The sequence below is a fragment of the Christensenella sp. KGMB01412 genome, from assembly GCF_055522415.1.
Map to the genome: position 1 here is coordinate 50,157 of NZ_JBVFVW010000002.1, position 21,028 is coordinate 71,184.

Sequence of the window (21,028 nt, forward strand, 5' to 3'; positions counted from 1 at the left end):
AGGCACGATCAAAGAGGGCATGAACGCATGGCAGAGCTTCCTCAATGTCATTACCTTCGGACAGTATTACGCCAATAGTACTGCCTTCACGATTGAGTCGGCAGATCTGACGCCCGATGGCGTGGATGCGGTAAGCGGCGTTGCGTCGGTACAGTATTATATCCGTGAGATGGATGCGTCAACAGAAAAGATAGAAGAGACGCGTGAACAATTTCTTGCCGCTTCGGCAGGGTGGACATGGACGGATTATACCGCGGCATCGAATATAGCGCTCGAAATCGATCCCAATGTGAAACGTGCGGTATATGCGAAGATCGTGGATCATGCCGGAAACGTGACCTACCTCAATTCACAGGGGCTGGTGTTTGACAACACAGCGCCGCAAATGGGAACGGCAGCGGTCAGCCCTGCAGATTGGACGAACCAAAAGGTGAAGATTACCGTTCCGAATGTCTCCGATGCAATGAGCGGCGTAGAAGGAGTATATTATTCCGCTGACAGCGCTGACATAGGAAGCGGGGCATGGTCAAAAATGACGCTCACAGACGGAACCGCCACAACAGGCGAGTTTGTTCCACGGTACAACAATAAGGTAACGACTTACTATATTTATGCCAAGGACGCTGCGGGTAACACGACAGCCATCCAACAGGCGGTCGTACACTACGATACCGTCATACCTGTTATCAGTAAGGTAGAGAGCAGTCCGCCGCAGGGCACGTGGACGGGAGGGGACGTGACGCTTACGGTTACAGCCGAAGATGTAGGGAGTGGAGTGGCGTCCTACAGCTTTGACAACGGAACGACATGGCAGGCTGAAAATACATATAATGTGGAGGCAAACGCAACATTCCAGATCAAGGTGAAGGATACTGCCGGAAATATATCAGCCGTTCAGGAATTTGTGGTGGCCAATATCGATAAAACAATACCGGAACTGGGGGCGGTGGCGCATGATCCGGCAACCACTATCACCTCGCAGGAAGCGGCGGCGGATTATACGCTCAAACTGACGGGGATCGCCGATACGCCTTCCGGTGCGGCAGAGGTTTGGTATGGTACGCAGGACGATATTGCAAAAGCACAGAAATTTGAAGGCTATACGCCTGGCAATGCAACGTGCGATATTCCCGTATCGATAGAGCGCGGGGCGGCCCAATATTTCGTGTGGATCAAAGACGCAGTAGGCAATGTCAGTCTGCCGAAAAATACAATCATTTACCGCGCGCGTACGGCCTTTACGGATGAGACAGACCCGATGTACTGGATGGGCCAAAAAACGGGCGGCGATACCACCCGCGCAATGGTGTGGTTCGGTAATTATGCTCAAACGGGGCTTGGGAATAAAACGCCGGTTTTGTGGCGAACGCTTACTTCTAACGGCACGGCGACGACATATACCGGACAGGTCACGATGATCACAGAATACCTCCAAAACTCGGTGCCCGGATCGAGCCAGCTTTGGGTAAATCCGACAACCGGGCGCAGCAACAATATGCGCACATGGTTGAATGGCGAAAGCGGCATGATCACAAACCGGACGCAGGGCGAATCCGGCGCGGGTGAAACATACTTCAGTGATACGTCGGAGAACGGCAGGACATTAAACTATTACGACAGCACGTTCAATACAAACGAAAAAGACCTGATTGACAATACTGTGCTTGCGGGCGAATCCGGTCAAACCGGAAAAAGCATGGATGCGACAGACAAGCTGTTCTACCTGACGTATACAGATGCGCAGAAAGCGGCATATTTCAGCAATAATGCGGACAGGACCCCGTTCTATACGACTCTTGCGCAAACAGCCGGATCAACGGCAAGCGGAGATAACGCTAACCAATGGGGATCGAGATGGTGGCTGCGTACGCCCTCGACGACAACGACAGGAATAGCCTTTGTATATAGGGACGGTACGCCATATAAGGAGAGCGAACTGTGGAGCGGCGGCGCGGGTTCGGGCGTGCAAGGGGGACGCCCGGCGCTCAACTTTGACCCGGAAGACGTGATGTTTGTCGCGTCCGCAAACGACGGAAGCACAGCGCAAACGGCTGCGGAATTGAGCCTCACAGGCGGCACAGCGCCTTCGTCATTCTCGGTGACGCCGAATGTGGGCGGAGCTACTTTCCGTGTGTTTGGACGAAGCGAAACAAATACGGCGCTCACGGTGGACGACCTGAAACAGGATCAAAAGAATTTTACGGTGACATACAGCGGAGCAGACTTTGGCGCGAACAACCATTTAGGCGTGATGATCGTAGAGAAGAGCACGCAAAAGAAATATATAGGGCGCGTGGCAAACATCGCGGATGCGGAAGGCACGGCGACATTCAGCCTGCCCGCAGACGCGGCGACTTCGGAATACCGCCTGTTCGTCTGGAACGAATATGAAGACAGCGATACAAAGTATGCGTACCCGCGCTATACGCTCGAGGTGGGCACGGTATTGCCTGTGATCGGCGCGGTAACGCACGATCCGGCGACGACCGTGACCTCGCAGAACGAGACGCAGGACTATACGCTAAAGCTGACGGATATCACCAATACCACGGCGGGCACATCTGAAATATGGTACGGCACGCAGAACGATATCAGCAAGGCGCAGAAATTTGAAGGCTATACGCCGGGCAGCGCAACCTGTGATATTCCGGTCTCCCCCAAGGTGGGCGGAACCCAGTACTTTGTATGGGCGAAAGACAAAGCAGGCTATATAAGCGCGCCGAAAAATACGATCGTCTACCGCAAAAAGACTCCCGTCGGGGATGACGATCCGATGTATTGGATGGGGCAGAAAACGGGCGGAGACACGACTCGCGCGATGGTGTGGTTTGGCAATTACGGGCAAACGTCACTTGTGGACAAGACGCCTGTATTGTGGCGCACGCTCTCGTCGGGAAGCGACGCTTCCCCGTACGGCGGGCAGGTGACGCTGCTCGCGGAATATATTCAGAATTCGGTGAACCCTCCGGGTATCCAGTTCTGGCTGAACAGCGCAGGGACACAAAGCAGCAACATACGCGCATGGATGAACGGCGAAAACGGTATGGCTGCCAATAAAGCGCCCGGTACATCGACTTTGGGGCAGAACTATTACAGCGATGATTCCCAGAACGGAAGATTCCTGAACTATTACGACGGTGCATTCAGTGAAAGCGAGAAGAACCTGATCAGCGCGACAGGCATCGCCGGAGAGAAAGGACAAAGTAATGTAACGGGCGCAAATACGTCGGATAAAATATTTGCGCTGTCAAACAGCGACGCGGGGAACAAGCTGTTTTTTGCAGACAATCCAGATCGCAAATCGTTGTGGACAACGGTATCCCACGATAAAGACCAATCGCAAAACGGCAATAATGTGTATAACGGTATAGACCGTTGGTATTTACGTACGCCGCTTACATCGGAGAATAAGGTCTATCAGGTGCAGCAGGGCGCGATTACCAATATATCTACAAGCGACAATTGGCTGCAGGCGCGTCCGGCGCTCAACTTAGACCCGGAGAACGTGATGTTTGTTGCGTCTGCAAACGACGGAAGTACGGCGGAAACAGCCGCAGAATTGAGCCTTACGGGCGGTACGGCGCCAACGGCGTTCTCGCAGACGCCGGATGTGGGCGGCGCGACGCTGCGCGTATTTGAACGGAACAGCGCTGATACAGAACTGACGGTAGATCGCATTCAGCAAGACAAGACAAAGTTCACCATCACCTACAGCGGCGCGTCCGCGGGCGTAAGCAACCACATGGGCGTCATGCTGGTGGAGGAAAGCAGCCGTAAAAAATATGTCGGCCGCATAGCGGATATCGCATCTGCTTCCGGCACGGCGGAATTCAGCCTGCCGGACGATCTTGTGGAAACAGATTATCGCTTGTTCATCTGGAACGAATATGAGGACGGTAGCACGAAATATGCGTATCCGCGCTATACCGGTAAGGTCACGACTATCGGGCCGACTGTCGGCGCGCTGACACACGATCCGGCGACGTCGGCAGATGTGCCGCTGCCGGATGAAAACTATACGCTGAAAGCAAGCGGGATCGTGCCTGCGCTTGCGTCGCTGGAGGTAAGAGAAGTTTGGTACGGCACGGAAAACGATATCGCAAAGGCGCAGAAGTTTGACGGCTATACGCCGGGCAGCGAAACGTGCGATATTCCCGTAAGCGGTCTGCCGCAGGGGACAACGGTCTATTATGTGTGGGCGGTCGACGAGGCGAAAAATGTAAGCCAGGCAAAGAATACGGTGATTTCCAGACCGAGGGAACCCTTTGCCGACAAGACGGATCCAATGTATTGGATGGGGCAAAAGACGGGCGGCGACACGAACCGCGCGATGGTTTGGTATGGCAAATATTGGCAGGCTGCATCCTTTGACGGTGCGGTCACCCCTGTGCTCTGGCGGACGCTAGCCAGCAATGAAAACAATCCATACACCGGACAGGTGACCTTGCTTTCGGAATATATCCCCAACGGCTTGGCGCCGACTGGTCAGCGCTGGCTGTACGAGGGCGGCGGAAGCAGCGATCAGCGCGCATGGCTGAACGGGCCAAACGGTATGGTCATAAATCCCGCGCCCGGCAATGGCGCCGGCAGCAGCGGGCAGTGGTTTGACAACAGTTCTGACCTGCGTAGCTGGAACTATTACTCGCAGGCATTTAACGACAACGAAAGGACGCTGATCGATACGACGGCGATTCTGACGGAAACAGGGGCGGGCGGCCCTTCGCTCAGTACGGCGGACAAGCTGTTCTCGTTGTCGAGGGCGGATATCCAAAATGCGGTGCTCTTCGGTTCGAACGGCGATCGCAGGTCGCTCGGCACGCCGGCGACGCAAAGGGCGACGATAGCATATAGCGCGGTGACGCTGACAGGCGGATATGGTAACTGGTGGTTGAGGACTCCCTCCACGGGCTCCAGAGACAATGTTTACAGGACCTCCAACGAGGGCGGTCTTAACGAATCGGCGAAGACGTCCACAAATATCGGTATGCGCCCGGCGCTGAACGTTGATCCGGCGAAGGTGATGTTTGTCACGTCCGCAAACGACGGCGGCACAGCGGCGACAAACGCGACGCTCACAGCGGCGGGCGGCAGCGCGCCCACATCGTTCTCGCAGACGCCTAATGTGGGCGGAGCAACGTTCCGTGTGTTCGAACGCAACGGTTCCAATACGGAACTGACGGTAGACAGGCTCGAGCAGGACGGACTGGGCTTCACCGTTACCTACAGCGGGGCGTCCGCAGGCGCAAACAACCATATGGGAGTGATGCTCGTAGACGAAACGACACAGAAAAAATATATCGGGCGTGTAAAGGATATGGATGCCGCGGAGGGCACGGCAGAGTTCAGCATGCCGGCCGGCTTCGCCTCCGCCAATACGTATAGTATGTTCATTTGGAACGAATATGAGGATGGCGATGTCAAGCACGCCTATCCGCGCTATACAAGGGATACGGTCGATTTTGAAAAACCGGTGGTCGGCGCCTTTGCGCATGATCCGGCGACGACAACAAACGGTTATAACAACGCCGAGGACTATACGCTCAAGGCAACGGCCCTTACGGATAACGTAGGGGTGCAGGAAATCTGGTATGGAACGGAAAACGATATCACCAAAGCACAGAAAGTAAACGGCTATACGCCGGGCAGCGCAACGTGCGATATTACCGTCACTCCTGCGGACGGTGTTACCACCTATTATATTTGGGCGAAGGATGAGGTCAATCTAAGCGAGGTAAAGAGTACTGTCATCCATAAGGACACGACAGCTCCGCTTGCGGGCGTTGCTGCGGCAAGCCCGGCGTCATGGACGAATGGCGACAATATAGAGCTGACGCTTGCGGATGTTGCGGACGATAAGAGCGTTGCGGGGGAAGACGTGAGCGGTGTTGCGAAGGTGCTTTACGATACGCAGGCCATCACAGCAGCAGATCAGGCGACTGCACGGCAAATGACGATCACAGACGGCACGGCGCTCGTTACGGTAACGCCGCCGCAAGGCACGCAGGTATATTACCTGCGCGTAGTAGACGGCGCGGGCAACATGAGCGAAGAAAAAACCGTTACCGTGTACAAAGACCAAACCGCGCCAACGGGCACGATCAAGGAAGGCATGAACGCATGGCAAACGTTCCTTGATTTTATCAGCTTTGGCCTATATTACAACACCAATACCGCGTTTACCATCGAGGCGGACGATCCGCTTCCCGACGGTGTAGATACTGTGAGCGGCGTTGCGAAGACAGAGTATTATATCCGTGAAGCGCCCGGTAGTGCAGCAGGCGTCATACAGACCTTGGACGAATTTCTGGAAGAATCCAAAGACTGGATATGGACAGAATATACGGCGCTTTCCAATATCGCCTTGCCGGTAGAACCGAACGTCAAGCGCGTGGTCTACGCAAAGATTACGGATGCTGCGGATAACGTAACGTACCTGAGCAGCGATGGGATGCTGTTCGACAATACAAATCCGACGGTAGGCACGGCAGACGGCGTGACAGTAGATCCGGTATGGGTAAACGCTGCACATACGGGTGATGCAGTCGTCACGGCGGCACAGGTGGCGGACGTGCTTTCAAACGATGTGGAAAGTGGCGTTGCACACGCATACCTGATGAAAAACAACACGGGGACGGCGGAGAGCGATATTGCGTATGAGCTGGCAAAATCCGGAACAGATTATGTGACGGACGTAACGCCAAACGAAGAGACCACAACCTATTGGCTGCGCGCGGCAGACAACGCAGGCAACTGGAACGGCGAAGCGCAAAGCCTGCCCGTATCGGTGCAGGTGGATAAAATCGCTCCCGCTTACGCGGATGTGAAGCAAAATTCGGAGGACTGGGCACATGAGAAGACTTTTTCCGCGACGGTGACGGACAGCGACAGCGCGGACGGCAACATCATTTCGTCCGGCATTGCGCGCATCTTCTGGAGCGAAGATGAAACTGCCGAAAGCGGAAACGATGAATATACCGCCCCTGCGGGCGCGGCCTTAAAGGCGTACAATTACCAGTCGGCGACTCCCATTTCCGAGGATATCGGCGCGGACGGAAAAGACTTTTATATCATCAGCTACGACGTAGCGGGCAACCGCAGCGTGCAGGCGGTGAAAGTCACGAAGGTGGATGTTTCCGCGCCTGCAGTGCAAACGCCGGTTTACGACAAGCAGACAGAAATCGTGACAGTACAGGCGCAGGACGCGCTTTCCGGCCTCGCGGGTACGGCGCAGGCAGGAACGTTTACGGATGTTTCAGGCGTGTATATCACGATGGACGAAACGGCGCTGCCCACGCATCTCGCTGATGAAAGCGGGCTTGCGGACGCGGTGAAATTGACCGAACGCGCAGACAGTCCGGGGACGTTCGATACGCAGCCGCTTACCGAAGGCTATTACTACGCCTTTGCGGTAGACGCGACGGGCAATCTTGCGCCCAAGCAGCAGGTGATGGTGGATAACACCCCGCCGCTCATCGATAATGTATCCTTTACAGACCTTGGCAGCGGCAAATGGCGTATCGCATTTACGGTCGTCGATACGGGCGTGGGTATACTGCCTGTTGATGTGAAGTGGAACGCAAACAGGGAAGCGTTCCCAAATACAGCGGTGAAGAATCCGGATATAGAAAACGGCTACTACTTTGAAGTGAAAGCAGATGTGAATAATGTACCGCACTATGTGCAGGCGACGGACAAAAACGGCAATGCAGCGGTGCGCGAGGTATACGACGAAAAGAACGTCATCAACGTGTCCGTGCCCGTAAAGCTGATGTTTGCATCGTTCCCCAACGTACTGGGCGCAGAGTTTACGGCTCCCGTTTATACGGTAACGAATAACAGCAATATCGTAAAGACAAGGCTGTCGGTATCCGCGTTTGAGGAAGAAGCGGGCAACGAATTCTCGCTGGTGGTTCCGGGATCAGTGCTTTCACCAAGCTCGCTCACGCTGTATATGCAGGGCAAGGAAAGCGAAAACGCGACGGCGTTTGGCGCGATGGAAACATTTAATCTGATGCCCGGCACGGAATTTGGCGACGTGAAGAAGATGGGCACGCTGGCAGTAAAGCCTGCGGATGGCGACGATCCGGAAAGCAAGGGCATGTTTACCTATGCGGGGGACGTATATCCCTATAACCCGGTCGACGTACCCACGCTGAGGGCGGAATTTACGACAACGCTGAAGTTTGAAAATGTAAGATTCAGCGAATAGGAGGGAAAGGCGATGAGACAAAACAGGCAGGACAACAAAAAGAGGGCGGTGCGCCGGGGCGTGAGCTATGGCCTTGTGTTCGCGCTCGTACTTTCCCTTGCGGTGTTCCTTGCTCCCGTGGCGGCGCGGGCGGAAAGCTATTCGGCCGGGCTGCCGAGCAGTGACATCGTTGTGACTTATACGCCGGATTCGTGGGCATGGTCGACGAGCAAAACGCTGAATGTCAGGCTGACAGCGATGTCATACAGCATCAGGATACTTGCAGATGGGAACCAGATAGATTCGTTCAGCGTGGGAAATAATAACAGTCATAATACCGTTTTGGGCGAGGCCTACAACGGGAAATATATAGCGATTCAATATTATACAGCTAAGCATACCTGGCATGACGTTTACAACATTAATCCCAAGATAGACTCCTCCGCCCCGGGCTTCTCGGGGCAGGGGCAAAATACGGGGAACTGGGCGCAGAGCAAGACGATCAGCGCAACAGTGGCGGATGACAAGAGCCAGGTAAACCGTGTGTTCTGGTCGAGAAGCAATGGAGCGACAAGCGGAACAGGTATGAGCCGGGTGAGCGGGAACGCGGCGTCCGGCTTGTGGAGGTCGGGAAACCTGACAGATACGGGGACGTATTATATAGTGAGCTACGATAACACAGGCAACCGTTCGCAGACAACGGTAACAATCAATAACATCGACCGCACAGGCCCTGCGGTAAGCGCGGCGCAGGAAACGGACGAGTGGTACGGCCCAAAGAAGATCGTCGCAAACGTCACAGACAGCCAGAGCGGCACGTCGTCGGTGTTCTGGTCGAAATCGAACAACGCTACGAGCGGTACGGCGATGACAAGGACAAGTGGGAACGCGGCTTCCGGAACGTACGAATCGCAGGCGTTCACAGCGGATGAAATGGGCACATATTACATCCGCGCGAAGGATGCTGTGGGCAACTACGGCACGGTGCAAACGGTAGTGGTGGATAAGGTCGACGCAACGCCGCCGGCAATCGCGTCGATCAAATGCAAGAATACAGGTAAAGGCTACCGGGTGAGCATCACACTGGAGGAAACAGGCACCGGGGTAGATAAGGCAACGGTGGGGATTGGTGCATCGCGGGAAGAAGAAATGATGCAGCAGGCGGAGTATGACAGCCTGACAGGGGAATATTCGTTCATCCTGCCGGGGGACGGAAAGGACTATTACATCTTCGCGTCGGATGTCGTAGGCAACGCGATGATCCCGGTACAGGTGCCGCGGCTGTGGCTGCCGCACACGACAGACACGGGAATATTCACGAACGAGAGCGTGACGGGCGAGGCGATCAAGAGCGGCGAAGCGGACATCCCAACATACGGATACATCGGGAGCATGCCCAAGGCGGGAGTGGATATGGACGAGGACGGAACGGTGGACGCGATCGCGCCGGAGAGCGACATGATCAACGTTACCGTACCATCGAACGTGATGATGTACGCGACGTGGTCGGACCTCAAGGGAGAAAAGCGGTTTTACGCGCCGGTTAGCGCGGTGGTGAACAACAATGCAGAGTCGCCGGTACGTGTGAGCATAGAAGCGGTGACGCCGGAGTCCGCGAGCGCGGCGTTCGCGCTTGCAGACTGGGGAGAGCTGAAAACAGAGGACAATATCTCGCTTAAAATACGTCCTGCCACAGCGGGGCAGGCGGTGACGTTTGGAGAACGCGACGTGACGCAGATCAGCAAGGAAGCACCGCTGGAATTCGGAGTGCTCGAAGGCGGCAGCGGGATGTTCTATACGTTTGAGGGAGACTACGCGCGGGATATGGTGCAAACACACATGGGCGAAAGCCTCGTATGCAGCAATGTGTTCCGCTTTACAAAGGCACAGTAAAGGAAAATATAACATGAAGGGTATGCGGACAAAACAAGAAAAGAAGAGGAAAAAGATCGTTATACTTGCGGTATTGATCGTAGCGGCAGCAGCGGTTTTGTGCCTGTGGCTTTCCGGCATGTTTGCCGGCCGCGCCGCGCCGCGTTTCGTGGCGGACGACAGGGCGCAGGATGTCGGTTATGAAAACATGGATCGCAGGGATATTCTTGCAGGGTTGCAGGAGCAGGCCGATAAAAGCAATTTTTCCTTCAAGATAAATTCCAACCCGGTGTTTGAAAACGCTCAGTCGGAGGGAACGCTGTACATCGAAAACCCGGTGGCCAATGGATATGATATGCGCGTGGTGATCACACTCGACGATACGGGTAAGACGGTATACGAATCCGGCATGATCTCCCCTGGGCAGGGGATCGTAAGAGACACGCTGGATACGCCGCTTGAACAGGGTAGCTATCCTGCGACAGCGACGATCTACGCGCATGATCCGGATACGAAAACGGAGATCGGAAAAGCGGCGGCAGCGCTCGAAATAAAGATCGGAAAATAACGGAAGGGGCAGGGGCCAAAAAACAGATGAATGGAACAAGGGAAAAATCAAAAAAGAAGAAATGGATCATATTGGTTGTAGCTGTTGCTGCCGTAGTGATTGTGGCACTGCTGGCGCTGCGCGCCTGCGGGACAGGGCAAACGGGCTTTGCCTTCGACGACCTCGCGCAAAACGGATTCCTTGAAGGGCGGTCGCAGGAGGATATCCAGCGTCTTGTCAACCAACAGGTAGACGAGGGGATGTTCAATATTTCCATCAACTCAGCCGTTACCTTTCAAAATGGTGATGCAGAGGGGAACATGAACATAGAAAATGTCCCCGGAAACCGGTATTACATGAAAGTGCGGCTCGTGCTTAACGATACAGGAGAAACCGTGTACGAGTCGGGCGGATTAAAGCCCGGGCAGTTTATTGAGAAAGCGCCGCTGTCCGTACCGCTCCAAAAGGGAACGTACGGCGCGACGGCGGTGTTCACGGCAGTGGATCAAAATAGTCTGAAAGAGGTCGGGCGCGCGCAGGCGGAGATCACATTGCAGGTCATGAATTAAGTGCAGCGTTCGTGCTTGCGGACTGGGGTGAGCTGAAGACGGAAGGCAACATCCGTCCTGCGGCACATGGGCGAAAGCCTTGTATGCGGCAATATGTTCCGCTCCACAAGGGGCTTAAAAAAGATATTCACGGTGGAAACACCGCTAATATACACAAATGCAGGAAAGGAGAAAAGTATGAAAAAGACAATTATTTGCATTGCGCTCGCGACCGTTATGGCTTTGGGCCTTGGCAGCGTGGCGTTCGCGGAAACGTACGATCCGGGGACAAACACGGGAGACGGCAGCGATACCATCATCACGGTGGAAGTCGCAGAAACGCCGCCGGTCAATATCTCGGCGACGGTTCCCGTAGAGCTTCCGTTTGTCGTGGTACACGATACTACGGCGGGCAACGAGGCGAATGGTGTTGTGACGTATTATCCGCAGGACGGGTGGTACGGCGTCACCAACACCTGCGAAAATGTGGACGCGGATACCGGAGATCCGGTGGACGTATCCATCCGTGTGACAAAGGTTGCCGTTTCGCATTACGATCCGATGGAAACAACGTGGACGCTTGTCCCTGCGGCTGATGTGGCGACTCCCGCGACTGATGGGAAAAACACCATGAACATTACGCTCGGGGGCGTAGAATTACCCGCCTTAGGGCCCAACGTGACGATCGCAAAGCAGGTCGAACGGCCGGAAACGCCGGGAGGCGAAGCCATCTGGAAGGACATTGCACAGGATGTGAAGCTTTCCATCCCCGTAACGGCTAAGGCAGGCGGCACGAACGCAGACTATACGGAAAACGTAGCAAAAGCGAATACGTTCAAGGTTGTATATACGCTTGGACGTACGCCGGTCGTTGCTCCGTAAAACAAAAATCAACTATAACCGCAAATCTGCCGGGGGCTGCGCCCCGCATACGGCAGGTTTGCGGCAGCGGATTTATGGAAAGTCTGCTGCCGCAAGCACAAACATAAAAGGAGAACGTATGGCAGAGCAGCGCGCATCGCGGATGCGTCAAAAACAGAAAAAGAGCAAAAAGTGGATTGCCCCGGTGATCCTGCTCATATTGGCGGTATTGGCGGCGCTGCTTATGCTGAAATACTGTGCGCCGGATACGCGCACCAAAAGCGACCGGGATATGGACGCGATGCTCGGGCAAATGCCGGGCAAAACGCAACAGGATTATGCGGATGTCCTTAACAGGGTAGTTGAGGAAGGAATGTTCAATATTTCGATTGATTCAAACGTAATCGTAACCAGGGGTACGGCGGACGTGGGAATCGAAAACATCGCGCAGAACCATTTCCTGATGAAGGTGGAGATATATCTGCAGGGGCAGAACGGGGACAGGAAGATATACGAGTCGGGGCTCATTGCCCCGGGATATTATATCGAACAGACAACGGTCGATACCGGAATGTTGAGGCCCGGCAGCTATGCTGCATTGGCAGTGTTCCACGCAATCAATCCGGAAGACGAGACGACAGAGGCAGGATCGAGCCGGATGGAGATCACATTGACGGTGAAGGAGTAGGGAATGAAACGGATAGCGATATGGTCCAAAAAGGGGTGGAAACAGCTCGGAGGGGTTATGTGCATCGTTTTATGCACGGCGTTCATACTCCCGGCTGCGGCCTACGCCCTGACAGGCGACACCTCCGCACCAACGGTCATGGAGGTAAAGCAAAGTACGTACGACTGGGCAATGGAGAAAACGTTCTCTGCAAAGGTTACGGATGAATCAGGTGTCGCCGGGGTGTTTTACAGCAAATATCCTGACAGGGCAGGTTCAGGTACGGCGATGACGGAAAGTCCGGCAGGCTCGGGGATCTATATTTCGGGCGCGTTAACGGAAGCGGGCGTGTGGTACGTGTATGCGAAGGACACAGAGGGAAACCTGAACAAAACGGGCGTACGGGTAGATGTTACGAGCGTGGGGCTTGCAGATGAACCGAAGGAGAACGAATATATTCCTCAATATCCGGGAGAAAGCGGGCATAGCACGATCGTCACGGTAGAGGTGGCGGATAAGAAGCCGCTGAACCTGTCCGTCACAGTACCGCTCCAACTGCCTATCGCCATGAAGCTTACAGGCGGCGCAGATGATCCGGTCGAGCTTTACTGGCCAACGGACGGTCAGTATTACATTATGAATACTTCCCTCAATTACACGGATGAGACGCGTGCAGAGAGATACCCGGTCACGGTACGGGTAAAGGAAATCCGCGTAAAACACGCAGCAGATAACAATACCTGGGCGCTTGCCCCGGCAGGCAGCATACTTCCTTCTAAGGCGGATAACGCCTTCCGGATGGCGCTTACGATCGGCGGGACACAGCTGCCCACGCTCGCAGCGGGGGATAAGGGCACAAAGACCGTTACGCCTACGGGTACGCTGGCGGAAAATATCCCGCAGGATTATAAACTGCCCCTGAATATAGAGGCGGCTGCGGGTGGCGTAAGAAGCAGCTACCAAGGGCAAAATGGTACGCAAACGGAGCTTTTCAAGGTGGGGTACATCCTCGAGCTGGTGGAGGAAACTCCTTAGGAATATGATCGGCGTAGTGCGTCGTTTATATACAATGCCCGAAAGGGTATAAAACAGCCCGAAAGGGCAACCATTTTCATAATTCAATAAATTTTCAAAAACGAAAGGAGAAAATTATGAAAAAGACAAAAATGATCGTAGCTGTAGGTTTGGCAGTATTGATGGTACTGTCGGTGGGGAGCATCGCGATGGCAGCAGCACCTGACAACCCGGATATCGGGCAGGGAGCGGCACAGCCGGGCTATTCAGACTCCACAGTAACGCTGGAGATATCGGAAAAAGACCCGGTAAATCTCTCGGCAACGGTACCGATCTATATCCCTCTCGCCATGAAATCCGACGGTACGAGCGATACGGCTCCGACGGTTTACGCTCCGACGGACGTGAAAATCACTAACACATCCACATCTCCGGCAAAAAATGCGGATGGTACGGACGTAGTAGCAGCAGCAGACCTTGCGATCACAGTATCCGGCATCCGTGCGATGATCGACCAGACCGGTGCGCGTACATGGGCGCTGGCAGCAACTCCGGCAACGGCAAACCAGATGAAGCTGACGATGGCGGGCACGGCATTCGGCGACCTTGCAGCGACAAGCCAGGGCAGCGTTTCCATCGTTCCCGATGCTTCGGCCGGCCTTAACCGGATCGAAAAAGACGAAGCGGCCGGCATTACGATCAGCGCGGAAGCAGGCGGCAAGCAGAGCGATTATGCAGCAGCATCGGCTGCAAACCTGTTTAAGGTTCGTTTCATGATCGAAGCGGCGGAATCTGTTGCCCCGTAACGAATGGAAGCACCTGGCAATGCAAATTGCCGGCCTTTCATGAAAAGCAGGCAAGACCGGGAAACCGGTCTTGCACAGCAGGCTGTAAAAGAGCCTTTTGTGCAAAACCGGTTTTACGGGAACGAACAAAACGGGAGAGGAAAAATGGGAAGAATCGAGCAACAACAGACGCAGGAACAGCCAAAAAAGAAGAAAATACTGATCATCATACTCGTTATTATTATTGCGGCAGCAGGGATATTCGGCGGTTACATGATCTGGCAATCCGGGAAGGACAAGCTGCATAAAGACCTCGGCGCGCTCGAGGGCCAGCTTCCGTATAAAAGCGCAGAGGATATTGAGACGGCGCTCAATACCATGGTGGACGAGGGGATGTTCAATATTTCCATCAACCAGCATCCGGTGTTCGCGGATGGAACTTCGGAAGGGACGATCGGCATCGAAAACGCACCGGGGAACCGTTACCTCATGCAGGTCACGTTGACGAGGAATGATACGGGAGAAATGGTATATGAATCGGGGCTGATCGAACCTGGATACTACATCGAAAAGGCCGCGCTTTCAAGCGACCTTGACGCAGGAAACTACGAATGTACGGCCATCTTCACGGCGTATGATAAGGAAACGGAAAAAGAGATCGGTACAGCGGGCGCGAACATTACCGTCTCGGTACTGGAATAACGGAGGGATCATATGGCTTCAAGAACAGAACATATGCAGCAGCAGGAAAAAAAGAAGAAAAAACCTGTCGCGCTGATCATTATCATCATCCTTATCGCGGCGGCGTTGGTACTTGGGTATGTATATTTCATTCTGCCCGGACAGCAGCCCGAGCCGGAAAAAACGAGTGAAGAGCTGGCTGAGGAGCAGGCGGCGGAAATGGGTATTCTGCCCGATACCTCGGCGGAGGATATTGAGAAGCGTTTGAATGAACAAATAGATAAATCCATGCTTAATATTTCCATCAACAAAAACCCGGTGTTTGAGAACGGAGAAGCAGAGGGAAACCTGCGGATCGAGAACATCCCGGCAAACCACTATGCAATGACGGTGGAACTCGTACGGGAGGATAACGGAGAAACGGTATACAAGTCGGGCTTGATCAGCCCGGGATATTTTGTGGAAAACGCGAAACTGGATACTCCGCTCGCAAAGGGTATATATCCGGCGGTGGCGGTGTTTACCGCGTACGACACGGAAACAAAGCAGGAGATGGGTACAGCGGGCGCAAACGTGAAGATTGTAACAGTCTCAAGCGGTACGCTTCTTGCGGCGATGACGGATGCAGCCGGCATTGCGTTCATTGAGTTACCGCGTCCGGGCATTGACACGGACAGCCCTGACGGCGCGTTGAAACCGGAGGAATATAAATTCAGCGTAGAAAAGGAAGAATATTTGCCGCAGGAAAATATTTCTGTTTCCTTTGACGGGCATACGGTCGAAAGGCATATCAAGCTAGAGCGCGCCGCGCAGGAGTTCACATTTTATGTGAACGATATGGACGATAATCCGGTGAAGGGTGCGTCTATCGTGCTATATCACTATGCTTCGGGAGCACAGACGGGAGAAGGCAAAACGGATGCAGGCGGTAAGCTCATTTTGACGCTTCCCGTCGCAGATCATAAATATGAAGTAACGCACCCGGATTTTTTGGGCGCATCGGGAAAGATAACGTGCGGAACGATGGGCGGCTCCCATACAATAAAGCTGAAGGACAACACCTATCAGGCAACTGTCAGGGTTGTGGATAAAGAAACAAAAACGGGAATCACAGATGTTATGGTAAGAACAAGTAACGGCAGCGTTTTGAAAACGCGCGCAGACGGGACGATTCCGTTTGAAGGAGGGAAGATATCTCCGGGAACGCATGTGATTACGCTGACAAAAACCGGATATGCCGCCTTGCGCAACTATGCGTTCGTAATTGAAAAATATGATGGGCAGGAAATACTGATTGAGATGCAAAGCAATAAAAAGAATATAACGCCGGGACTTGTGGAAAATATAACCACGGATACGCCCGATCCCGGCGCGCAAAATTTACAGGAGATTTCCGCAACGCGTAGCATAAAGCATACGTTGGATGTGGAAACATGCGTGATGGAGCCGGATGGAAGCTATGTGCAGGGGGCTGAGCTGGAATTCCTGCCGGAAAACCTGCGGCTCCCGACAGATGAAAACGGACGCGTGGTATTTCATGACGCGGCGGTTGGGGAACATACGGTCAACGCAGAAAGGAACGGAGCAAAAGCGAAACTGGATTTTGAACTGATGATCGGCAGTGAGCTGGCTTTCGTTTCAGGAGAAAGAGAGCGTGTCGTGATCACAGAGGACATGGAAACGGTCACCCTGTTTTTAGAGCTCGACGGCGATACCCTGCGGCTTGCAGGCCTCACCAGAGAATCGATGCAGGACGATCAGCTTAATAGCAGCAGGGGCGCACTACCGTATACCGAAAATGCGGTATTGAACAAAGATGATAGCACTGGGCCGGAAACGGGGACGCAGATGGTTCTGGCCGAAACGGGGCTGCTGTGGATGCTGCTGGCGCTGCTCGCGATCCTTGGTTGCTGCATGATCGCTGCGTATATGTACAAAAGGGAGCAGGAAAAACGCTACGAAAGCTTTGCAGGAAAGCTCCAACATTAATATTTAATGATCAGAAAGGAAACAGTAGTAATGCAGGACGAAAAGAGACAGGAAGAAGAAACAGTGGAAGAAGAAATAAGTCCACAGGAGAAACCCGGGATAAAAACAGCCGGAACGCAGGATACGACCGACGGAGAGGAACCCGGCACAAAATCACGCGAGTCAGAGGATACAGCGGACGAAAAAAAAGATCCGGAGCAAGGGGAAACTTTGCAGGATGCGCCGCAAAAGGATAAAAAGAGTAAAAGAAGCGCGGCAAAACCCATCTTGATCGTGATGGCAGTGTTTGGAATTGCGTTTTTCGCTGCGATGATTGCCAGTATGGCGATGAGCGCACAGGCGGAAGGATATGCTCTTGCCGCAAGCGACGTGGTAATGTATCTGTACCAGTATAATGCAGTGATCTCCGGTGTGCTGCTACTCATGAGTATTGTGATGCTGGCTGGTGGAAAACATAAGGAGATCCTTGCTAGGACGTTTTCGTGGGGTGTGATGCTTGGAACGCTCGTGATGGCGGCGCCTATGTTTTCCCAGCTATATATGCTGCCACAGGTGGACGCGCTTACGGGTTTCAATTTTCTTGTGATGTATATCCCCATGCTGTGTGTTGTCACGGCGTATACGGCGCTGAACGCGCAGTGGGCTTCGGAAAGCCGGAAGGCGGCGGGCAGGTTGTCCATTATTGCGGCTGCTGTCGCCGCAGCGGTCACGATCTATTACGGCGTGAATGTGATCGATCCCACGGCACAGTATGTAACGTTCCAGTACTTGCAGCTTGCGGGCATCCTGTGCGCGGACGTGCTGATGGTGCTCGCGTGCGTATTCGCCTGGTATATATGTGTGAAAGAGGATGCGTTCCGTATCGTTACCGGAACAAAACAAGTGGAAGATGAAGCGGGAAAATAAAATCCGTAGCATTGGATTCTATAATAAAAGCGTCGCCCGCCACGGCGGGAATAAATCATAAACAGAAAAGGAAGGCAAAGAAATGATTACAAAACAGGAAATATTGGAAAAGCAGTTCAGTAAAAAGTTCAACGGCTATGATCCGGTAGAGGTCGACGAGTTTTTGGATGAAATCTTAAAAGCGTTTGAGGCGCTGGAGCAAAACGGAGGGTATGCTGTCCCGCAAGGACAAAAGGCAACGCCAAGGCCACAGCTTGGATATGCCATGGATGGAAAAGCTACGGAGCTTATCGAACAGGCGGAAAAACGCGCACAGGAGATTATGAGCGCTACCAATGAAAACGCGTCCATGATCATCGCGAGCGCGCAGGAGCGCGCACAGGCGTTACGGGATGAGGCAAAGAACTACGAATACCGGATTGGGGAACTTAAGAACGCACTTCGTGGGTTTATGCGCGAGCAGATGGTACTGTTCGACGAGAAAATAGATGGAGCATACCGTTCTACAGAGAAAAAAGAAGAATATAAGGCCGCTCCTGTGCAAAAGCCGGTGCCGGTTTCGGAATACGAACGCGCCATGAGCAGCAGCGACGAATTTTTGAAATCGTTGCGGCAGGAGGAGCGTGTCCCGCATATTTCGGAGCTTTTGAATGAAGAGGGCGGAGAACAATAAATGGATGCTGTTTGGCTGATCGTCATCTTAACCGCAATAATTGCAGTATTGAGCATATTCATATACCGGTGGTCAAAACCGCGGTGCGTAAGCGCTGTGATTACGGTACTGCTTGGCGGTGCCTGCGCCGTTTTGATCTATTATTATATCTTGCAATACGGTCTGGCAATGAGGACGGCAGCCGCAGTCGTTATTGCGGCGGTATTGTTGGTATTGATATGGACTTTCCTGCGAAAGGCCCTGGTATGCCGGGAGGTCGGAAAATATCAAAAAAGCCGGAAAACACAGCTTTTGGATCAAGAGGGGCATATGATGTGTTTGGAAAAAGGGAAAAGCAGTAAAAAAGAGGATAGCGGTCATGATCAAACGGATGACAGGGCAGGACGAAACGGATATTGATTGGAAATGGGGAAAAGTATGAAGAAAAACGTATTTATTCTGGTGCTGGTGATATTGTTGTCCATCCCTTTGTCGGCCTATGCGAAAACATATGTTGATGAAGCAGGCGGCTTCAGCATTGAAATACCGGAGGATGCAAACACATATTATTATACGCCCACGGACACCAATATGACCGGAACCCTTTTGCAGAGCGCGCAGTCAGGTTCGCAGATGACCAAGCTGCTGATCGGTTCATATAACGAAGAGAATGTGCTGGGATACTCATTAAAAATCGAGGTGACACCGCTTCCGGCCGAAACAGATGCTCCGGCCACTGCGGAACTGACTGCAATCCGGGAGACACAGGCGGAAGAATACACATTTTCCGATATAGCAGATATGGAGATCGGCGGGAAAGCGGCTAAGCTACTCGAAGGATCGAGCACCAGGGATTCGTCATACAGCACCAGGATCATCGCCCTGGAAAACGGGGGCAATGTCATTGTAGAAACAGTGATCTATAAAAATGATGATACGGCGTACCTGCAGCAGGCGGAGGCCGTACTTGCGACCACCGTATTTGGTACCCTGCCGGCAGTAACGCCAGAGATGGCTCAGGCTGCGGCACCGCCGCCGGATACTGAACCAACTCCTTCAGCAGAAACACCAATGGTAAGCCAGCCGGTCTCACAGGCCGTTGATCCGGACACGCTGCAGCCTGCACCGGAAGCGGCAAATACCGTTGCTGGGGATATTTGGGCGGCAAATACGGCTGCCGGAGTTCCGCTTGTCGTCTTGCTCCTGATACTGGCCTGCATCGTTATCCTGATCATCGTTGTGGTCGTTATAATATTCCGAAAAAAGAAAGCCGGTCATAAAAAAGCAGGCGCGGAAACCAGAGTAGAACGGCATAAAGGAACCAATAATAAGGAACAGGAAAAGCGGAAAAAAGGAACGAGGTTTAAATAGCCGGCAGGAAAACAGGTAAATAAATCAACTGGCAGGGTTGGGAAAAGATATGGAAATAAGGACGGAAGCATATGGGGTGCATTCTGTTTTTCGAAGGTTATGTAAGGAGGAGCAGGGCCATTGCATAAACGTTGCGAAATACATGGAAACGATTTTAAGGGCTTTGCTGAAAACCAGGAAATATTCGATGGAGCGCGAATTGAAATTTGACCGGTTAAGGGAGATATTCCTGTACCATGATATTGGAAAAGCATATGTACCGGAGGTGATCCTGCATAAGGCAGGAAAACTGACAAATGAAGAGAACCGCATCATGCAGAAGCATACGGAGTACGGCAGACAAATACTCGAAGATGAAAAGTATCTTATTGGTGAGGCTGACGAACGGTATTACTCAGCCGCTATGGATATTGCCGGCTATCACCACGAGTGGTGGGACGGCAGCGGCTATCCCCGGGGGCTCGAGGGAAAACAGATTCCACTACTGGCAAGGATATGTGCGGTGGCAGACGTGTATGACGCGCTTTTGAGCGACCGGTCATATAAGAAAGCTGTTCCGGCGCTTCTTGTGCGAAAAAGGCTTCAGGACATGAGCGGCATACATTTCGATCCGGAAATTGTAAAGGTATTTATCGATGGGTGTGATATCGAAAATGAAGATAAACAAGAAGGGCCTGAGCGCGCGGGTGTCGGCATCGACCGGTAATACCCTGGTTGATACGGAGCGAACCATAGACAGGACATTCCGTGAGATTATGGACGCCCTTTTAAATGGGGAGGAAGTACATATCCAGGGGTTCGGCGTCTTTGAGGTGAGGACCAGGGCTGCGAGGAAGGGCGTGAATCCCCGGACAAAGGAATGGATCGTGGTACCTGATAGAGCCGTTGTGAGATTTCGCCAGGGAACTAAGATGAAAGCCAGGTTGAACAGGGAGCGGGATGAATAA

16 protein-coding genes are annotated in these 21,028 nt (G+C 53.2%); all 16 read left to right on the forward strand.

Annotation, left to right across the window (positions count from 1 at the left end; translation table 11 throughout):
• The first annotated feature begins 19 nt into the window (after positions 1–19).
• The 16 genes from ACS5WU_RS03395 to ACS5WU_RS03470 all read left to right on the forward strand — a co-directional run bounded on the left by ACS5WU_RS03395 (position 20) and on the right by ACS5WU_RS03470 (position 21,028).
• On the forward strand, positions 20–8,209 hold the full coding sequence (locus ACS5WU_RS03395; RefSeq protein WP_465088998.1) for a DUF6273 domain-containing protein: 8,190 nt from the start codon (positions 20–22) through the stop codon (positions 8,207–8,209).
• A gap of 12 nt (positions 8,210–8,221) precedes the next feature.
• Positions 8,222–10,081, forward strand: a complete 1,860-nt coding sequence (locus ACS5WU_RS03400) for a hypothetical protein (RefSeq protein WP_302759930.1) — start codon at positions 8,222–8,224, stop codon at positions 10,079–10,081.
• 22 nt (positions 10,082–10,103) lie between these two features.
• Positions 10,104–10,628: a hypothetical protein gene (locus ACS5WU_RS03405; RefSeq protein WP_465088942.1), complete on the forward strand. Its 525-nt coding sequence runs from the start codon at positions 10,104–10,106 to the stop codon at positions 10,626–10,628.
• Positions 10,629–10,654: 26 nt separating this feature from the next.
• Positions 10,655–11,176 (forward strand): hypothetical protein, encoded by a 522-nt coding sequence (locus ACS5WU_RS03410; protein WP_302759928.1) that lies wholly within the window; start codon positions 10,655–10,657, stop codon positions 11,174–11,176.
• 177 nt (positions 11,177–11,353) lie between these two features.
• Positions 11,354–12,037, forward strand: coding sequence for a hypothetical protein (locus ACS5WU_RS03415; RefSeq protein WP_465088943.1), 684 nt, complete (start codon positions 11,354–11,356; stop codon positions 12,035–12,037).
• Between the two features lie 118 nt (positions 12,038–12,155).
• Positions 12,156–12,704 carry a hypothetical protein gene (locus ACS5WU_RS03420; RefSeq protein ID WP_302759926.1) on the forward strand — a complete coding sequence of 183 codons (549 nt, stop codon included), beginning with the start codon at positions 12,156–12,158 and terminating at the stop codon, positions 12,702–12,704.
• 3 nt (positions 12,705–12,707) lie between these two features.
• The gene (locus ACS5WU_RS03425) at positions 12,708–13,718 is read left to right on the forward strand and encodes a hypothetical protein (protein WP_302759925.1); all 1,011 of its coding nucleotides are present in this window, start codon (positions 12,708–12,710) and stop codon (positions 13,716–13,718) included.
• 116 nt (positions 13,719–13,834) lie between these two features.
• Positions 13,835–14,503, forward strand: a complete 669-nt coding sequence (locus ACS5WU_RS03430; protein ID WP_465088944.1) for a hypothetical protein — start codon at positions 13,835–13,837, stop codon at positions 14,501–14,503.
• Between the two features lie 39 nt (positions 14,504–14,542).
• Complete coding sequence (locus ACS5WU_RS03435) at positions 14,543–15,184, forward strand: hypothetical protein (RefSeq protein ID WP_302759923.1); 642 nt, start codon at positions 14,543–14,545, stop codon at positions 15,182–15,184.
• A gap of 12 nt (positions 15,185–15,196) precedes the next feature.
• On the forward strand, positions 15,197–17,152 hold the full coding sequence (locus ACS5WU_RS03440) for an MSCRAMM family protein (protein WP_465088945.1): 1,956 nt from the start codon (positions 15,197–15,199) through the stop codon (positions 17,150–17,152).
• A gap of 6 nt (positions 17,153–17,158) precedes the next feature.
• Positions 17,159–18,058, forward strand: coding sequence for a hypothetical protein (locus ACS5WU_RS03445; RefSeq protein ID WP_465088946.1), 900 nt, complete (start codon positions 17,159–17,161; stop codon positions 18,056–18,058).
• Between the two features lie 82 nt (positions 18,059–18,140).
• Complete coding sequence (locus ACS5WU_RS03450; protein ID WP_302759919.1) at positions 18,141–18,731, forward strand: DivIVA domain-containing protein; 591 nt, start codon at positions 18,141–18,143, stop codon at positions 18,729–18,731.
• Positions 18,732–19,130 carry a hypothetical protein gene (locus ACS5WU_RS03455; RefSeq protein WP_302759918.1) on the forward strand — a complete coding sequence of 133 codons (399 nt, stop codon included), beginning with the start codon at positions 18,732–18,734 and terminating at the stop codon, positions 19,128–19,130.
• Between the two features lie 18 nt (positions 19,131–19,148).
• Positions 19,149–20,081, forward strand: coding sequence for a hypothetical protein (locus tag ACS5WU_RS03460; protein ID WP_302759917.1), 933 nt, complete (start codon positions 19,149–19,151; stop codon positions 20,079–20,081).
• Between the two features lie 49 nt (positions 20,082–20,130).
• Complete coding sequence (locus tag ACS5WU_RS03465) at positions 20,131–20,787, forward strand: HD-GYP domain-containing protein (protein ID WP_302759916.1); 657 nt, start codon at positions 20,131–20,133, stop codon at positions 20,785–20,787.
• Positions 20,735–21,028 carry an HU family DNA-binding protein gene (locus ACS5WU_RS03470; RefSeq protein ID WP_302759915.1) on the forward strand — a complete coding sequence of 98 codons (294 nt, stop codon included), beginning with the start codon at positions 20,735–20,737 and terminating at the stop codon, positions 21,026–21,028. Before ACS5WU_RS03465 ends, ACS5WU_RS03470 begins: the two co-directional genes overlap by 53 nt.

What these genes read in the sequence shown, in the direction of transcription:
- ACS5WU_RS03420 (WP_302759926.1), top strand. Translation starts at nt 12,156, where the DNA reads ATGGCAGAGCAGCGCGCATCGCGGATGCGTCAAAAACAGAAAAAGAGC.
- ACS5WU_RS03445 (WP_465088946.1), top strand. Translation starts at nt 17,159, where the DNA reads ATGATCAGAAAGGAAACAGTAGTAATGCAGGACGAAAAGAGACAGGAA.
- ACS5WU_RS03400 (WP_302759930.1), top strand. Translation starts at nt 8,222, where the DNA reads ATGAGACAAAACAGGCAGGACAACAAAAAGAGGGCGGTGCGCCGGGGC.
- ACS5WU_RS03450 (WP_302759919.1), top strand. Translation starts at nt 18,141, where the DNA reads ATGATTACAAAACAGGAAATATTGGAAAAGCAGTTCAGTAAAAAGTTC.
- ACS5WU_RS03455 (WP_302759918.1), top strand. Translation starts at nt 18,732, where the DNA reads ATGGATGCTGTTTGGCTGATCGTCATCTTAACCGCAATAATTGCAGTA.
- ACS5WU_RS03395 (WP_465088998.1), top strand. Translation starts at nt 20, where the DNA reads ATGAACGCATGGCAGAGCTTCCTCAATGTCATTACCTTCGGACAGTAT.
- ACS5WU_RS03415 (WP_465088943.1), top strand. Translation starts at nt 11,354, where the DNA reads ATGAAAAAGACAATTATTTGCATTGCGCTCGCGACCGTTATGGCTTTG.
- ACS5WU_RS03470 (WP_302759915.1), top strand. Translation starts at nt 20,735, where the DNA reads ATGAAGATAAACAAGAAGGGCCTGAGCGCGCGGGTGTCGGCATCGACC.
- ACS5WU_RS03405 (WP_465088942.1), top strand. Translation starts at nt 10,104, where the DNA reads ATGCGGACAAAACAAGAAAAGAAGAGGAAAAAGATCGTTATACTTGCG.
- ACS5WU_RS03460 (WP_302759917.1), top strand. Translation starts at nt 19,149, where the DNA reads ATGAAGAAAAACGTATTTATTCTGGTGCTGGTGATATTGTTGTCCATC.
- ACS5WU_RS03435 (WP_302759923.1), top strand. Translation starts at nt 14,543, where the DNA reads ATGAAAAGCAGGCAAGACCGGGAAACCGGTCTTGCACAGCAGGCTGTA.
- ACS5WU_RS03430 (WP_465088944.1), top strand. Translation starts at nt 13,835, where the DNA reads ATGAAAAAGACAAAAATGATCGTAGCTGTAGGTTTGGCAGTATTGATG.
- ACS5WU_RS03425 (WP_302759925.1), top strand. Translation starts at nt 12,708, where the DNA reads ATGAAACGGATAGCGATATGGTCCAAAAAGGGGTGGAAACAGCTCGGA.
- ACS5WU_RS03465 (WP_302759916.1), top strand. Translation starts at nt 20,131, where the DNA reads ATGGAAATAAGGACGGAAGCATATGGGGTGCATTCTGTTTTTCGAAGG.
- ACS5WU_RS03440 (WP_465088945.1), top strand. Translation starts at nt 15,197, where the DNA reads ATGGCTTCAAGAACAGAACATATGCAGCAGCAGGAAAAAAAGAAGAAA.
- ACS5WU_RS03410 (WP_302759928.1), top strand. Translation starts at nt 10,655, where the DNA reads ATGAATGGAACAAGGGAAAAATCAAAAAAGAAGAAATGGATCATATTG.